The following is a 14,732-nucleotide window of genomic DNA, read 5'->3' as shown; positions in this document are numbered from 1 at the left end:
ACGCCTCCGAGCTAGCGATCGCCGTCACTCGCCCTCGGTGTGTTCGAGCAGGTCGGCGTGGATCTCGCGCATGGCGACCGACAGCGGCTTCTCCTGCAGACCCGGCTCGACGAGCGGGCCGACGTACTCGAGGATGCCGTCGCCGAGCTGGTTGTAGTAATCGTTGATCTGACGGGCGCGCTTGGCCGCGTAGATCACCAGGGCGTACTTCGAGGATGTGCGCTCGAGCAGCTCATCGATCGGCGGGTTGGTCAGGCCGATCGGGGTGTCGTACGCGGGCACTACGGTGATGTCTGTACTCACTAGGAGTGGCTCCTGCGGGTTAGTGGGTCAAGAACTCGAATTTGTGCTAACGAACAACGATACCAACTCCGCACAAGCGGTCGTTACCTCGCTGTTCACGATGACCGTGTCGAACTCGTCACGCGCGGCCAATTCGACCCTGGCGGTCTCGAGCCTGCGCTCGATCACCTCGGGGGTCTCCGTGCCGCGCGAACGCAGCCGTGAGACCAGTTCTTCCCAGCTGGGCGGCGCGAGAAACACCAGAAGTGCCTCGGGCATCGCCTGCCGGACCGACCGTGCGCCGGCCAGGTCGACTTCGATCAGTACTGAAAGTCCGGCCGCCAGCGCTTCGCGCACCGGGGCGGCGGGGGTGCCCGATCGCTGCAACCCCCCATGGATGTCTGCCCATTCGAGCAGTTCGTCCGCCGCGATCATGGCGTCGAACTCCGCTCGGGAAACAAAACGGTAATCGCGGCCGTGCACTTCACCGGGACGAGGGTCCCGGGTCGTGGCCGACACGCTGAACACCAATTCGGGCAGGCGTTCCCGCACGCACTTCACGACCGTGGATTTGCCCACGGCCGAGGGGCCGACCAGTACTACCAGTCGGCCCTTCCGCGTGTTTTTGTCCACCAGTTCTTAGGCGTCGAAGTCGAAGCGGGCCAGCAGCGCAGCGCGCTGACGGGCACCGAGCCCACGGAGACGACGCGTAGGCGCGATCTCCAGCTCGGTCATGATCTCGGCCGCCTTGACTTTGCCGACCTTGGGCAGAGCTTCGAGCAGCGCGGAAACCTTCATCTTGCCGAGAATCTCATCGGACTCGGCGTCGGTGAGAACCTGCTTCAGGTTCGTGCCACCGCGCTTCAGGCGCTCCTTGAGCTCTGCCCGAGCGCGGCGAGCGGCAGCCGCCTTCTCCAGAGCAGCGGCGCGCTGCTCATCAGTCAGCTGGGGAAGGGCCACGGGTTCCTCCGTCTCATCGTTCATTGCCAGATCTACCGCCGGTTACCCGGACGGTCTGTGCGACCGTACCCACGGTGCGCGCCGATTGCGAACCCGACCCCCAGGTCAGGGCCGGATTACGGATGCCGTATGGCGCGCGCGGGCTCGATGCGGTGACGCCGTATTCCGCTGCCACGATCGTACCGTCGAAATCAGAAAATGCACCCCCACCTGCGGTTTTACCGATATGGGTGATGATAGCCACCAGGTAGCGACACGGGCGGGCGTCCCCCTGGCAAACCCGGTGCCACGCGACCAGCGGATTCCGTGAAAATCCCCGCGTGTCGCTGGATTTCGTACAGCGTGTCGCGAAAATCGGGCGCGGAACTCGTCCAGAATCGCGCCCCGATGACGGGGGCGGAATCGGGGCCGTGCGGGCACGACAAAGCCGGGGCAGCGTGTCGCTACCCCGGCTCGTGATCGTTGTCTCAGCGCTGCAGGAAGGCGAACTCTTCCTGCAGTTGGGCTGTTTTGTCACACAGTGCTGTCACCGACGGGCCCGCGTTGAGGACCTCACGGGAGACATTGGGCACCACTGCGGCCAAGTTCGCCTCGGGGACCAGGGCGCGGATGGAGTCCGCTCCCCCGCCCTGGGCGCCCACGCCGGGCATCAGGATGGGACCGTTGAGGGCCGAGAGGTCCGGTGCCTGGGTGAGTGTCGCGCCGACGACTACGCCCACGGAGCCGAAGCCGTCGCCGGCGTTGCGGGCGGCGGCGTCGTCGACCATGGTTTGCGCGATCGTGCGGCCGTCGGGGGCGGTGATCCGTTGTAGTTGTGCCCCTTCGGGATTCGAGGTGGCCGCGAGGACGAACACGCCGCGGTGGTTGGCCTGCGCCAGGCTCAGGGCCGGGTCGAGGGAGCCGAAACCGAGGTAGGGCGAGACCGTCACGGCGTCGGAGCCCAGGGGTCCGTTGCCGAGCCAGGCGTGGGCGTAGGCGTCCATGGTGGAGCCGATGTCGCCGCGCTTGGCGTCGGACAGCACCAGGGTGCCCGAGGCGCGCAGCACCGAGATGGTGCGTTCGAGCACCGCGATGCCGCCGGAACCGTAGGTTTCGAAGAACGCGACCTGCGGCTTCACCAACGCGACGCGACCGTCGAAGGCTTCGACGCAGATCTCGGCGAACGCCTCGAGCCCGTCGACGTCTTCGGTCAGGCCCCACGCCCGTAAGAGCGCCGGATGGGGATCGATGCCGACGCAGACCGGGCCGAATTCGCGCATGGCGTGCTGCAGTCGGCTACCGAACGTCGTCATCGATCCTGCTCCTGGTTGTCGTCATGGTGGTCAGCCACGCAGCTTGGAGTGCAGTTCCTGCAGCGAACGCACCCCGATGCCACCGTTGATGCTGGCCTCGATGCCCTGCACCGCCGCCGCCGCGCCTTGCACGGTGGTGATGCACGGGATGTTCGCGCCCACCGCGGCGGTGCGGATCTCGTAGCCGTCCACGCGCGGGCCCGAGTTGCCGTAGGGGGTGTTGAACACGATGTCGATCTCGCCGTCGCGGATCTGCTCCACGATGGAGGCCTCCGGCATGCCGGTGGCCGGATCGGTGGCGTCCGGGTCGGAGTGCTTGCGCACCTGTTCGCACGGAATGCCGTTGCGGCGCAGGGTTTCCGCGGTGCCCTCGGTGGCGAGGATGCGGAAGCCCAGGTCGTGCAGGCGCTTGATCGGGAACACCATGGCGCGCTTGTCGCGGTTGGCGATCGAGACGAACACGGTGCCCTCGGTCGGCAGCGAGCCGTAGGCGGCGGCCTGGCTCTTGGCGAAGGCGGTGCCGAAGTCGGCGTCGATGCCCATGACCTCGCCGGTGGACTTCATCTCCGGGGAGAGCAGTGAGTCCACGCCGGAGCCGTCGGCGCGACGGAACCGGTGGAAGGGCAGCACGGCTTCCTTCACCGCGACCGGCGCGTCGAGGGGCACGTGGCCGCCGTCGCCCTCGGGCGGCAGCATGCCTTCCTTGCGCAGGTCGGCGATGGTGGCGCCGAGCATGACGCGAGCGCAGGCCTTCGCGAGAGGTACCGCGGTGGCCTTGGAGACGAACGGAACCGTCCGGCTGGCACGGGGATTGGCTTCCAGGACGTAGAGCACGTCATCCTTGAGGGCGTATTGCACATTGAGCAGGCCCTTGACGCCGATGCCCTTGGCCAGCGCGATGGTGGAGCGGCGCACGGCTTCGATGTCGCTGCGGCCCAAGGTGATCGGGGGCAGCGCGCAGGCGGAGTCACCGGAGTGGATGCCTGCTTCCTCGATGTGTTCCATCACGCCGCCGAGGTAGACCTCTTCGCCGTCGCACAGGGCGTCGACGTCGATCTCGATGGCATCTTCGAGGAAGCGGTCGACCAGGACCGGGTGGTCCGGGTTGAGTTCGGTGGCGCGGGAGATGTAGCCCTCGAGCGAGGCCTCGTCGTAGACGATCTCCATGCCGCGCCCGCCCAGCACGTAGGACGGGCGGACCAGGACCGGGTAGCCGATCTCGTTGGCGATCTTCTTGGCCTGCGCCACCGTGGTGGCGGTGCCGTACTTGGGTGCGGGCAGGCCGGCGGCGACGAGCACGTCACCGAATTCGCCACGGTCCTCGGCCAGGTCGATCGCGGCCGCGGAGGTACCGACCACCGGCACGCCGGCGTCGGTGAGCCGCTGCGCCAGACCCAGCGGGGTCTGGCCGCCGAGCTGCACGATCACACCGGCGACGGTGCCCGACTCGGCTTCGGCGTTGTACACCTCGAGGACGTCCTCGAAGGTGAGCGGCTCGAAGTAGAGACGATCGGCGGTGTCGTAGTCGGTCGACACGGTCTCGGGGTTGCAGTTGACCATCACGGTCTCGTACCCGGCGGCCGAAAGGGTCTGTGCCGCATGCACACACGAGTAGTCGAACTCGATGCCCTGACCGATGCGGTTCGGACCCGAGCCCAGGATGATGACCTTCTCGCGCTCGAGCTGCGGCGCGACCTCGGACTCCGCACCGGGGTCCAGCTCGTAGGTGCTGTAGTGGTACGGGGTCTTGGCCTCGAACTCCGCGGCGCAGGTGTCGACGGTCTTGTAGACCGGGCGCACCTGCAGACGGTGACGCAGCGAGCGCACGCCCGCTTCGCCCGCGAGCTCGGGACGCAGCGCCGCCAGCTGACGGTCCGACAGACCGTAGTGCTTGGCGCGACGCAGCAGATCCTCGTCGAGGACGGGCGCGTCGAGGACTTCCTGACGCAGCTCGACCAGGCCGAGCACCTCGGCGACGAACCACGGGTCCACACCGGACGCGAGGGCGACCTCTTCGATGCTCGCGCCATAACGCAGCGCACGCTCGACCTGGTAGATGCGACCCTCGGTCGGCACGCGCAGGTCAGCGAGAATCGCTTCGATCGCCTCGCGCACCGACGCCGGATCGCTGGGATCCGCCGGAGCCCACTGGCCGTCGTCGACGGTCCAGAAGCTGGCGGCCTTGGTCTCGAGCGAGCGCAGCACCTTGCCCAGCGCCTCGGAGAAGTTGCGGCCCATCGACATCGCCTCACCCACCGACTTCATGGTGGTGGTCAGCGTGGCATCGGCGCCGGGGAACTTCTCGAACGCGAACCGCGGCGCCTTGACGACGACGTAGTCCAAGGTCGGCTCGAACGACGCCGGGGTCTCGCCGGTGATGTCGTTGACGATCTCGTCGAGGGTGTAACCGATGGCCAGCTTCGCGGCGATCTTGGCGATCGGGAAACCGGTGGCCTTCGACGCCAGCGCCGACGAACGCGACACACGCGGGTTCATCTCGATGACGATCAGACGACCGTCCTTGGGGTCCACCGCGAACTGGATGTTGCAGCCGCCGGTGTCGACGCCGACCTCACGCAGAATGTCGATGCCGAGGTCGCGCATCTTCTGGTACTCGCGGTCGGTCAGCGTCATCGCGGGGGCGACGGTGACCGAGTCACCGGTGTGCACGCCCATCGGGTCGACGTTCTCGATCGAGCAGACGATGACCACGTTGTCGTTGCGGTCGCGCATGAGCTCGAGTTCGAACTCCTTCCAGCCGAGGATGGACTCCTCGATGAGCACGTTCGCGGTCGGCGAGGCGGCGAGGCCACCACCGGCGATGCGGTCCAGGTCGGCCTCGTTGTAGGCCATGCCCGAGCCCAGTCCACCCATGGTGAACGACGGGCGAACCACGACCGGGTACCCGAGTTCGGCGACGGTGGCGCGCACTTCGTCCATGGTGTAACAGACTGCGCTGCGGGCACTTTCACCGCCGACCTTGGCGACGATGTCCTTGAACTTCTGCCGGTCCTCACCGCGCTGGATGGCGTCGAAGTCGGCGCCGATCAGCTCGACGTTGTACTTGGCCAGCACACCGTTCTCGTGCAGCGCGACCGCGGTGTTGAGCGCGGTCTGCCCACCCAGGGTGGCCAGGATGGCGTCGGGGCGTTCCTTCTCGATGACCTTCTCGACGAACTCCGGGGTGATCGGCTCGACGTAGGTGGCGTCGGCGAATTCCGGGTCGGTCATGATGGTCGCCGGGTTGGAGTTCACCAGCGAAACGCGCAGTCCCTCGGACCGCAGCACCCGGCACGCCTGGGTGCCGGAGTAGTCGAATTCGCACGCCTGGCCGATCACGATCGGGCCAGAGCCGATCACCAGAATGTGCTTCAGATCCTCGCGGCGAGGCATCAGGCTCCTTCCATGAGACCGGCGAAACGGTCGAACAGGTATGCGGCGTCGTGCGGGCCTGCGGCGGCCTCGGGGTGGTACTGCACCGAGAAGGCGCGGCCGTCGATCAGCCGGACCCCTTCGACGGTGCCGTCGTTGGCGCAGATGTGGGAGACCTCGGCCTTGCCGAACGGGGTGTCGAACACCTCGCCGCGCTCGCCTTCGAGGGCGAAGCCGTGGTTCTGGGCGGTAATGGAGACCCGGCCCGTGCCCTCTTCGATCACCGGGATGTTGATGCCGCGGTGGCCGAACTTCATCTTGTAGGTGCTGCGGCCCAGTGCCCGGCCCAGGATCTGGTTGCCGAAGCAGATGCCGAACAGTGGGATCCCGCGCTCGAGGACGCCCTGGGTGAGCGCGATCGCGCCGGTCTGGGTGGCGGGGTCGCCGGGACCGTTCGACAGGAACACGCCGTTGGGGTTCAGGGCGAGGATGTCGTCGATCGAGGTGTTGGACGGGACCACGTGGGTGCGCACGCCGCGCTCGGCGAACATGCGCGGGGTGTTGGTCTTGATGCCCAGGTCGACCGCGACGACGGTGAACTTGTGGTCGCCCACCGGTTCGATCGTGTACATCGCGTCGGTGCTGACCTCCTCGGCCAGGTCGGCGCCCAGCATCGAGGCCTGGCCGTTGACCCGGGCGAGGAGTTCCTCGTCGGTGGCCAGCGCGGCACCGGAGAAGATGCCCGCCTTCATCGAACCGCGGCTGCGCAGGTGGCGGACCACCGCGCGGGTGTCAATCCCGGCGATGCCGACGACACTCTGCTTGTCGAGTTCTTCTTGCAGCGTGGTGGTCGCGCGCCAATTGGAGCTGACTCGCGAGGGGTCGCGCACGGCGTACCCGGCGACCCAGATCTTGCCGGACTCGTCGTCCTCGTCGTTCCAGCCGGTGTTGCCGATCTGCGGCGCGGTGGCCACCACGATCTGGCGGGCGTAGCTGGGGTCGGTGAGGGTTTCCTGGTACCCGGTCATCGCCGTGCAGAACACGGCCTCACCGAGTGTCTGGCCCTGCGCGCCGAAGGCGGTTCCGCGGAATACGCGGCCGTCCTCGAGCACCAAGGCTGCCTTTGCTGTGCTCATTCATCGTCTCCCGTCGTCACCCTGGTCGCATCCGCAGTCCATGCCGGGTACACCGTCTTGTCGTCGCCTCGGAAACCGGTATCGATCTCGGTCCCCGTCGGCAGTGTCCAGCGAATTACCAGCACACCATTGTCTGTCATCACTTTGCCCGCGTGTCCGCGCTCGGTACGCACGGCTGTCACGGATTCCTGCGGAATCCAGATCACCGTGGCGCCGTCGCGTTCGAGCAGAATTCCGCGTTCGAACCGCGTGAGTTCGGCGGTCGCCCGGAATCCCAGGTCACCGACCGCGATCCGGTCCTGCCAGCTGGGCGCGATGGTGCTGCCCAGATACATGCCGGTGGTCGGTTCCAGTAGTTGTGCGCCCAGTTCGGCCGGCACCGTCGGCAGTTCGCCGATGCGTGCCTGCTGTCGCATGGCTTTCTTCTGCCAAGCCCGGTACATCAGCCACAGGCACACCACGAAAAATGCCAGCAGCCCGACTACCCACAGCGTTCTTTCCACGTCCTGGCCTCCCTAGATCCCGACCGCCTTGCCCTCGCGGGCAGTTACCCGGCCGCGCAGCACGGTGGCTGTGACCTCGGCCGGGAAAGTCATGTCCTCGAACGGGGTGTTGTTCGAGATACTCGCCAGCTCGGCGCCGCGCACCGTCCACTCGGCGTCGGGGTCGATCAGCGTCAGGTTGGCCGGTTCACCGACCGCGATCGGGCGGCCGTGGTCGTCGAGGCCGACGATCGCGGCGGGCTTCTCGCTCATCACCTTCGCGACACCGCGCCAGTCGAGCAGACCCGGCTGCACCATCGTCTGCACGATGATCGACAGGGCGGTCTCCAGGCCGAGCATGCCGGGGCGGGCGGCCGCGAATTCGCAGCACTTGTCCTGTTCGGCGTGCGGGGCGTGGTCGGTGGCGACACAGTCGATGATGCCGTCGGCCAGTGCCTGGCGCAGGGCGGTCACGTCGGAGGACTCGCGCAGCGGCGGGTTCACCTTGTTGACCGCGTCGTAGGTTTCCAGGCGCGAGTCGTCGAGGAGTAGGTGGTGCGGGGTGACCTCGGCGGTGATCGAGATGCCTTGGGACTTCGCCCATTTCACCAGTTCGACCGTGCCCGCGGTGGAGGCGTGACAGATGTGCACGCGGGCACCGGCGTCGCGCGCGAGCAGGGCGTCACGCGCGACGATCGACTCCTCGGCGGCGCGCGGCCAACCCTGCAGGCCCAGGCGCGCGGCGTTGGGGCCTTCGTGCGCGATCGCGCCCTTGGTCAGCCGCGGCTCTTCGGCGTGCTGGGCGATGAGCACGCCCAGGGAGTTCGCGTATTCGAGGGCGCGGCGCATGATCAGCGGGTCGTCGACGCAGTGGCCGTCGTCGGAGAACATCCTGACCTGGCCGATACCGGCGGCCATCGTGCCCATCTCGGCGAGCTGCTTGCCCTGCAGACCGACGGTGACAGCACCAACCGGGAACACGTCGACGAGGCCAACTTCCTGGCCGCGACGCCACACGTGGTCGGTGATGACGACCGAGTCGGCGACCGGGCTGGTGTTGGCCATCGCGAACACCGCGGTGTAACCACCCAGTGCCGCTGCGGCGGAACCGGTTTCGATGGTCTCGGTGTCTTCGCGGCCGGGTTCGCGCAGGTGCGTGTGCAGGTCTACGAAGCCGGGCAGCAGGATCTGGCCGTTGCCCTCGATCACCTCGGCGTCATCGGAAACCGTGATCCCGGTACCGATTTCGGCGATGATCGTGTCGCGCACCAGGACGTCGACGGGTTCGCCTTCGCCATACGGCTTGACGTTCTTGATCAGCAGCTCACTCATACCGTTTCCTCCTGACCGACGAGCAGCCGGAACAACACGGCCATCCGCATGTGCACACCGTTCGAAACCTGCTGCAGCACAGCCGATTGCGGCGAATCCGCGACCGCCGGGGCGATTTCCATGCCGCGCAGCATCGGGCCGGGGTGCAACACGACCGCGTCGTCGTCGAGCAGTCCGAGCCTGCGCTCGGACAGTCCGTAGTTGATCGAATACTCACGCGCAGACGGGAAGAACCCGCCGTTCATCCGCTCCGCCTGCACGCGCAGCATCATCACCGCGTCGGCACCGGGCAGTTCCGCGTCCAGCGAGGTCGACACCCGCGCGGGCCAGGTCTCCACGCCGACCGGCAGCAACGTGCGCGGCGCGACCAGAACCACTTCCGCGCCAAGGGTATTGAGCAGGGAGACATTGGAGCGAGCGACCCGGCTGTGCAGGATGTCGCCGACCAGCACCACCCGCTTGCCCTCGACATCGCCGAGACGCTGACGCAAGGTGAGCGCGTCGAGCAGGGCCTGGGTGGGGTGCTGGTGGGTGCCGTCGCCCGCGTTGATGATCGAGGGGGCGGTGCGGTTCTGCTCGCGAGCCCACTGCTCCATCCAGCGCGCGATCTGATGCGCCGCACCCGAGGCCGGGTGGCGCACGATCAACGCGTCGGCACCCGCGGCGTGGAGGGTCAGCGCGGTGTCGCGCAGCGATTCCCCTTTGGACACAGACGAACTCGACGCGCTGACGTTGATCACGTCGGCGCTCATCCACTTGCCCGCGGTCTCGAAGGACACGCGGGTGCGGGTGGAGTTCTCGTAGAACATGGTCATCACGGTGCGGCCGCGCAGGGTCGGCAGCTTTTTGACCTCGCGGCCCAGCAGGGCCTGTTCGAAGCGTTCGGCTTCGTCGAGCAGTTCGGTGGCGGTCCCGCGATCCAGGTCATCGACGGTCAACAAATGCTTCATGCCTCCACCTCGCTGACGCTCGGCTCCGGCATGAACCATTGGATGGCTGTGTTCTTGGTTCGGTCGCTTCGCTCCCTCACAGCTCTTGACCCTCCTGATGCAGGTAGACCCCATCGCGACCGTCGTGCTCGGTCATCAACACGGAAATGTCCTCGGCGCGCGACGTCGGCACGTTCTTGCCCACGTAGTCGGCGCGGATCGGCAGTTCGCGGTGGCCGCGGTCGATCAGCACCGCCAACTGCACGGCGCGGGGGCGGCCGAGGTCGCGCAGCCCGTCGAGGGCGCTGCGCACGGTGCGACCGGAGAACAGCACGTCGTCCACGAGCACGACCAGCGAGTTCTCGATGCCACCGTCGGGCACCGAGGTGCGCTCGAGCGGGCGATGCGGGCGACTGCGCAGGTCATCGCGGTACAGGGTGATGTCGAGCGAGCCCAGCGCGGGCCGCACGCCGGAGAATTCCTCGATCTTGTCCGCCAGCCGGTTCGCCAGGGTGGTGCCGCGCGTCGGGATTCCCATCAGAACCACCCGCGGTGCGTCGGCGTCGCCGGAATCCAGGGCGGTCTTCTCGATGATCTGATGCGCCATCCGCGCTACCGTGCGTTGCACGTCCGACGGGGACAACAGCTCGCGTCCGGCGTCCACCCACTCCGGGGTGTGCCGTTGCGATGTTTCACTCGCGCCGGTTTTGGCCGCCCGTTCGGGCACAGCCATGCCGACCTCCTTCCCCGCCTCACCGGACGGTCCGTTAAAGGATGTCTAACTCGCCCGTCAGCTTATCAGCGCCACGCGACGCCTTTGACCAGGTAGGGGTGCCTGTGAGCGCGGCCACGGGCTTGGCGGTGGGGTTGGCGATGCGTCGGCGATCACTTGTGCGCCGAAAGTGCTGTGAGGGCCGGTATTTCGTCGTCGGTGGGGTGTGTTCGACCCCTCGGGTGCGTGACGGCATTCACTGCGGGGGCTTCACCGCATGACGTCGCCTTCCGCGATCACGATGTGGGTGCCCGCGTTGAGCAGGGCGGTGGCGGTGAGGCCGAACATGGCGTGGAAGGTGTCGCTGAAGTGGGAGGGGCTGGCAAAGCCGGCTCGGGTGGCGGCGGTGGTCAGGTCGGCGCCTTCGGAGATCGCTCGGCCTACGGCGAGCATGCGGGCCCAGACTCGGTAGCGGCGGAAGGTGGTGCCCGCGTGGGTGGAGAACAGGTGCAGCAGACGGGATTTCGACAGGTGGACTGCTGCGGCCAGTTGATCCGCGGTGACCGGGCGGGCCGGGTCGGCGCACAGGATCGCTGTCGCGGCGGCTACTCGGGGGTCGACGGGTCGGGGGGAGGGACCGCACGCGAGGTGCAGGATTTCGGCGGGGTCGTTGTTGTCGGCTGCGCGGATCAGCGCGGGTTCCTCCGCGTGGGCGAAACCGAACCCTTCGGACGTTTCGGTCATTCGAGGCAGGCAGGCAGCGGATTTGGGCGAGCCAGGATCGATATAGCAGAACAGCATTCGCGTGTCCGCCACGATCTGGTGCGGGGTACGGGCTGGGATGAGGGCGCTGCGGACTGTGCGAGCTCCGATCGCGTCGGCGCGCACAGTGAACGGGGCGTCGAGGCCGACTGCCAGGCACAGCACGGAGCCGCAGTGGCGGTCCAGGCGCAGCGACGGGCCGCAATAGACGGCGTGACCGGCCCACAACCACACCGTGGCCGAGATACGGCACGTTTTCGGAAGTGGCGGCGCACCCATACCCACCATGCTTGCACGACCCCTGCTGACCGCATCGGGGGAACGGAGGAGTGCCATGTTCGGAGAAGTCGTTGCCACGATGCTGGTCGTCGCGGTCGGTCTGGTGCATCTGGTGCCCGGTGTGGTCGCGCTGGCACCTCGTCGGGCGGCGGTCGTCTACGGGACGAAGGTGCGCGACCGTGACCTGGAACTTCTGTTGCGCCATCGTGCGGTGCTGTTGACGCTGGTCGGCGTCGGGTTGATCGTCGGGGCGTTCGTGTCGTCGACGAGGGCGGTGACGATGACGGCCGGGGTGCTCAGCACGGGTTCGTTTGTCGCGTTGTCGGTCGCGGTCGGGTGGGGGAATCTGAATTCCAGAACCCGGCGGGTGGCGCAGGTCGACGTGGCCGCGCTGGCAGCTTTGGCCGTGGCGGCGGGGCTTTTCGTCGTGGTCTGATCGCTGGCCGTTTACAGCGGCACGGGTGGTTCCGGTGCGGACTGGCGGGTGGGGATCGCGCTGATGGTCAGGGCCAGCATGACCAGGGCGATGCCTGCGAGTTCCAGGGTTGTGGGGCGTTGCGCGAGGGCTATGGCGCCGACGATGGTGGCGGTTGCGGGGAGCAGGGCGAGTAGGAGGGCGAAGCGGGCTCGGCCTACCGCGGTGAGTACGACCTGGTCCAGGGCGTAGGGGACGGCGCTGGACAGGATGCCGACGCCGAGGCCGAACAGCCAGGTGCGGGGGTCGGCGAACACTGCTGCGTCGATGGCCAGTTGTGGGATCAGGACGAAGGGGGCGAGCAGGGCGGCTGCGGCGGCCATGCCGACGGCGAGGGAGTCCTGGCCGTCGCCGGTGTCGGCTACTCGTTTGCCGACCAGGATGTAGGCCGCCCACAGCACGGCTGCGGCGAGGGCGAAAGCTACGCCGACCGGCTCGGCGTCCAGTTGCACGCCCGCGAGCATCACCACGCCGATCGCCACCAACGCGACCGCGAGCAAATCCCTGGCCTGACGTGATCCCAGCGTCGCGACGGCGACCGGGCCGAGGAATTCGATCGCGACGGCGGTGCCCAGGGGGATGCGGGCGATCGCCTCGTAGAACACGATGTTCATCCCGACGGTGACGATGCCGAAACCGGCTGCCGTCACGATCCCCCGTCGCGTCCAGCGGGTTCGCCATGGGCGCCGCCATGCCAGCAGCGCCACGCCCGCCGCGGCGGCTCGCAACCAGGCGACGGTGGAGGGTTCGGTGGTGTCGAACAGGAACACGCCCAGTGCCGCGCCCACATATTGCGAGGTCGCGGCGACGATGAAGACCATCGGCACCGACCAGCCGGGCAGCGTGCGCTTCGTCGGCTGGTCGGTTGTCGAGATCGCATTCATCCCACGATTAATCCACAGGGCCGTGACGATTTCAACGCGGATTCGCTGTCCGAATCATGCTGGGCGGATTCGCGTTTCAGGTCATCTGTGCGCCGGACGTCGGAGACCCACCGCTCGTTTGTGCGCCCTATCGCTACGCGCCGAACCATTGGGTCAGCGCTGCGCGCAACTCGGTCGAGGTGTCGGTCTGCTCGTCCAGCGTTGCGGCCCAAGCGATGTGGCCATCGGGGCGGATCAGCATGGCGTCGGCCGGGCGGTCACCGGTCTTGGCCGTGTGGATTTCGACGCGCGGTGCCCACTGTTCGACGATCTCGCGCAGGTCGGGGCGGTCTGCCAGATCGAGGAAGATGGGGCGCGCGGCGTGCATGAGTTCGGCGACGCTGGTGGCGCCTTGGTCGGTGTGCAGGGGCATGTCCGGCGCGAAAGTGCCGGTGAGCGAATGGGTTCCGGGCATCGGGTAGCGCAGGTCCGTTCCCGCGACGAGGGCTCCCATGCGGCGAAGTGCGGGCTCGTCGGTGAGCAGTTCTTGAAATACCGCGCGCAAAGCCTGTGCCGCGGGGTCCTGGCCCTGGCGAAGTGCCGCTTGGGCGCGGGTTTGCAGCAGTGCGCGACCGCCGGCGAAATGGCGTTCGTCGTGATAGGTGTCCAGCAGGTTCGCTGGTGCCCCACCGCGGATGTCGGCGGCCAATTTCCAAGCCAGGTTCACCGAGTCGGTCATGCCGAGGTTCATCGCGGCACCTGTCGCTGGCAGCAGGTGAGCCGCGTCGCCTGCTAGGAAAACCCTTCCGCAGCGGTAGTTTTCGGCCTGGCGGTCCTGAAACTGGTAGCGCGACAGCCGAGTTGGTTCGCCGAGCGGCACCTCGGAACCGAGCACGCGCCGCACGCTGTCACCCAGTTCGGCCATGGTCAGCGGCTCGTCGCTGTCGTATTCGGCGTCTTCTTCCTCGGTGGTCTGGAAGAACATCACCCGTGTTTCGGGGCTGACCGCGCCCAGCGCGAATATGCCGTTGTCGGTGTGCGTGAAGCCCGGCGCGATCCGCCCGAACCCCGGCACGTCGATTCCGCCGTCGTCGAGCACGGTCACCGACTCGTGCACCGCGACCGCGGCCAGCCGGTTCACCTCCGGATAGGTGCTGCCAGGGAATCCGATCCCCGCCAGCTCACGAATCCGACTGCGCCCACCGTCGCAACCGACCAGGTAGCGGGCTCGCACACGATAGGTCCCGTCCGGCCCGTTCACCTCCGCGACCACCGCCTCGTCATCCTGGGTCACCGCGACCACCTCGTGCCCGCGAAAGATCTGCGCCCCGAGTTCGACGGCATCCTCTGCGAGCAGTTCTTCGACGCGCGCCTGCGGAATCGCCATGGCGTGCAACGGATTTTCGTCCAGACCGGTGAAGTCCAGATACACCCCGCCGAACGGGAAAATCGGTTTCGGACTCGGATCACCACTGGCTTCGGTCATCCGATCGAGCAGTCCCCGATACCGCAACACATCCAAAATCCGCCCACCCAACCCGCTGGCCTTCTGTGCGGTTCCCGGCTTCTCCCGCCGCTCGAGCACCACCGCCCGCACCCCGCCCCGCCCCAACTCCCCCGCCAGCATCAACCCGGCAGGCCCAGCCCCGACAACGATCACGTCGGCGTTCATCTCTTGCATCTGTCACTCCCAAAGGTGGCCGGTCCCTGCGTTGCCCAGCGATTCTGCAGGACCACCGGGGCCTTGCCGCAAGCCCCTGGGTGCGTTATAAGTTGGAAGGGGAACGAGTCCTGCTCCGGTGCAAACGATTACGGTGCACGTGCGACAGACCGCCGCAAGCGGTGCGAAGGCGCGG

14 protein-coding genes are annotated in these 14,732 nt (G+C 67.4%); 1 reads left to right on the top strand and 13 read right to left on the bottom strand.

The window, feature by feature from the left end:
- Positions 1-24: 24 nt before the first annotated feature.
- From rpoZ to ACFWU5_RS13320, 11 genes are all read right to left on the bottom strand, one after another.
- Positions 25-303 (bottom strand): DNA-directed RNA polymerase subunit omega, encoded by a 279-nt coding sequence (rpoZ, locus tag ACFWU5_RS13370; RefSeq protein WP_379242220.1) that lies wholly within the window; start codon positions 301-303, stop codon positions 25-27.
- Between the two features lie 27 nt (positions 304-330).
- A complete protein-coding gene (gene gmk / locus ACFWU5_RS13365; RefSeq protein ID WP_379242221.1) occupies positions 331-915 on the bottom strand; it encodes a guanylate kinase in 585 nt (194 codons plus the stop codon).
- Between the two features lie 6 nt (positions 916-921).
- Positions 922-1,242 carry an integration host factor, actinobacterial type gene (gene mihF / locus ACFWU5_RS13360; RefSeq protein ID WP_379242502.1) on the bottom strand — a complete coding sequence of 107 codons (321 nt, stop codon included), beginning with the start codon at positions 1,240-1,242 and terminating at the stop codon, positions 922-924.
- Positions 1,243-1,709: 467 nt separating this feature from the next.
- Positions 1,710-2,534: an orotidine-5'-phosphate decarboxylase gene (pyrF, locus tag ACFWU5_RS13355; RefSeq protein WP_379267341.1), complete on the bottom strand. Its 825-nt coding sequence runs from the start codon at positions 2,532-2,534 to the stop codon at positions 1,710-1,712.
- A 30-nt stretch (positions 2,535-2,564) separates the two neighbouring features.
- Positions 2,565-5,927: a carbamoyl-phosphate synthase large subunit gene (gene carB / locus ACFWU5_RS13350; RefSeq protein ID WP_379267340.1), complete on the bottom strand. Its 3,363-nt coding sequence runs from the start codon at positions 5,925-5,927 to the stop codon at positions 2,565-2,567.
- The gene (carA, locus tag ACFWU5_RS13345) at positions 5,927-7,042 is read right to left on the bottom strand and encodes a glutamine-hydrolyzing carbamoyl-phosphate synthase small subunit (protein WP_379267339.1); all 1,116 of its coding nucleotides are present in this window, start codon (positions 7,040-7,042) and stop codon (positions 5,927-5,929) included. Before carA ends, carB begins: the two co-directional genes overlap by 1 nt.
- Positions 7,039-7,545, bottom strand: a complete 507-nt coding sequence (locus ACFWU5_RS13340) for a transporter (protein WP_379267338.1) — start codon at positions 7,543-7,545, stop codon at positions 7,039-7,041. Before ACFWU5_RS13340 ends, carA begins: the two co-directional genes overlap by 4 nt.
- A gap of 12 nt (positions 7,546-7,557) precedes the next feature.
- Positions 7,558-8,856, bottom strand: a complete 1,299-nt coding sequence (locus tag ACFWU5_RS13335) for a dihydroorotase (RefSeq protein ID WP_379267337.1) — start codon at positions 8,854-8,856, stop codon at positions 7,558-7,560.
- Entirely contained in the window at positions 8,853-9,806 is a 954-nt protein-coding gene (locus tag ACFWU5_RS13330) for an aspartate carbamoyltransferase catalytic subunit (RefSeq protein WP_379242227.1), read from the bottom strand. The genes ACFWU5_RS13335 and ACFWU5_RS13330 overlap by 4 nt, the downstream gene beginning before the upstream one ends.
- Positions 9,807-9,882: 76 nt before the next feature.
- Positions 9,883-10,518, bottom strand: a complete 636-nt coding sequence (pyrR, locus tag ACFWU5_RS13325; RefSeq protein ID WP_379242228.1) for a bifunctional pyr operon transcriptional regulator/uracil phosphoribosyltransferase PyrR — start codon at positions 10,516-10,518, stop codon at positions 9,883-9,885.
- 249 nt (positions 10,519-10,767) lie between these two features.
- Positions 10,768-11,538 (bottom strand): helix-turn-helix domain-containing protein, encoded by a 771-nt coding sequence (locus tag ACFWU5_RS13320; RefSeq protein WP_379267336.1) that lies wholly within the window; start codon positions 11,536-11,538, stop codon positions 10,768-10,770.
- Between the two features lie 55 nt (positions 11,539-11,593).
- On the opposite strand from ACFWU5_RS13320, the gene ACFWU5_RS13315 reads away from it, so the two are divergent.
- Positions 11,594-11,974, top strand: coding sequence for a hypothetical protein (locus tag ACFWU5_RS13315; RefSeq protein WP_379242230.1), 381 nt, complete (start codon positions 11,594-11,596; stop codon positions 11,972-11,974).
- Between the two features lie 11 nt (positions 11,975-11,985).
- Here ACFWU5_RS13315 and ACFWU5_RS13310 read toward each other — a convergent pair whose 3' ends face one another.
- Positions 11,986-12,897 carry a DMT family transporter gene (locus tag ACFWU5_RS13310; protein ID WP_379267335.1) on the bottom strand — a complete coding sequence of 304 codons (912 nt, stop codon included), beginning with the start codon at positions 12,895-12,897 and terminating at the stop codon, positions 11,986-11,988.
- A 133-nt stretch (positions 12,898-13,030) separates the two neighbouring features.
- Positions 13,031-14,557, bottom strand: a complete 1,527-nt coding sequence (locus ACFWU5_RS13305; protein WP_379267334.1) for an FAD-dependent monooxygenase — start codon at positions 14,555-14,557, stop codon at positions 13,031-13,033.
- Positions 14,558-14,732: the final 175 nt, after the last annotated feature.

The sequence above is a fragment of the Nocardia sp. NPDC058640 genome (assembly GCF_042716995.1).
In the GTDB taxonomy this organism is placed as follows: Bacteria; Actinomycetota; Actinomycetes; order Mycobacteriales; family Mycobacteriaceae; genus Nocardia.
Note: the sequence above shows the minus strand (reverse complement) of the source record. Positions and strands in the feature narration are given on the sequence as shown.

Excerpts from the sequence above, each read along its gene's own strand:
- carA (WP_379267339.1), bottom strand. The coding sequence starts at position 7,042 with ATGAGCACAGCAAAGGCAGCCTTGGTGCTCGAGGACGGCCGCGTATTC.
- ACFWU5_RS13315 (WP_379242230.1), top strand. The coding sequence starts at position 11,594 with ATGTTCGGAGAAGTCGTTGCCACGATGCTGGTCGTCGCGGTCGGTCTG.
- ACFWU5_RS13310 (WP_379267335.1), bottom strand. The coding sequence starts at position 12,897 with ATGAATGCGATCTCGACAACCGACCAGCCGACGAAGCGCACGCTGCCC.
- pyrF (WP_379267341.1), bottom strand. The coding sequence starts at position 2,534 with ATGACGACGTTCGGTAGCCGACTGCAGCACGCCATGCGCGAATTCGGC.
- ACFWU5_RS13330 (WP_379242227.1), bottom strand. The coding sequence starts at position 9,806 with ATGAAGCATTTGTTGACCGTCGATGACCTGGATCGCGGGACCGCCACC.
- ACFWU5_RS13320 (WP_379267336.1), bottom strand. The coding sequence starts at position 11,538 with ATGGGTGCGCCGCCACTTCCGAAAACGTGCCGTATCTCGGCCACGGTG.
- ACFWU5_RS13305 (WP_379267334.1), bottom strand. The coding sequence starts at position 14,557 with ATGCAAGAGATGAACGCCGACGTGATCGTTGTCGGGGCTGGGCCTGCC.
- ACFWU5_RS13335 (WP_379267337.1), bottom strand. The coding sequence starts at position 8,856 with ATGAGTGAGCTGCTGATCAAGAACGTCAAGCCGTATGGCGAAGGCGAA.
- pyrR (WP_379242228.1), bottom strand. The coding sequence starts at position 10,518 with ATGGCTGTGCCCGAACGGGCGGCCAAAACCGGCGCGAGTGAAACATCG.
- carB (WP_379267340.1), bottom strand. The coding sequence starts at position 5,927 with ATGCCTCGCCGCGAGGATCTGAAGCACATTCTGGTGATCGGCTCTGGC.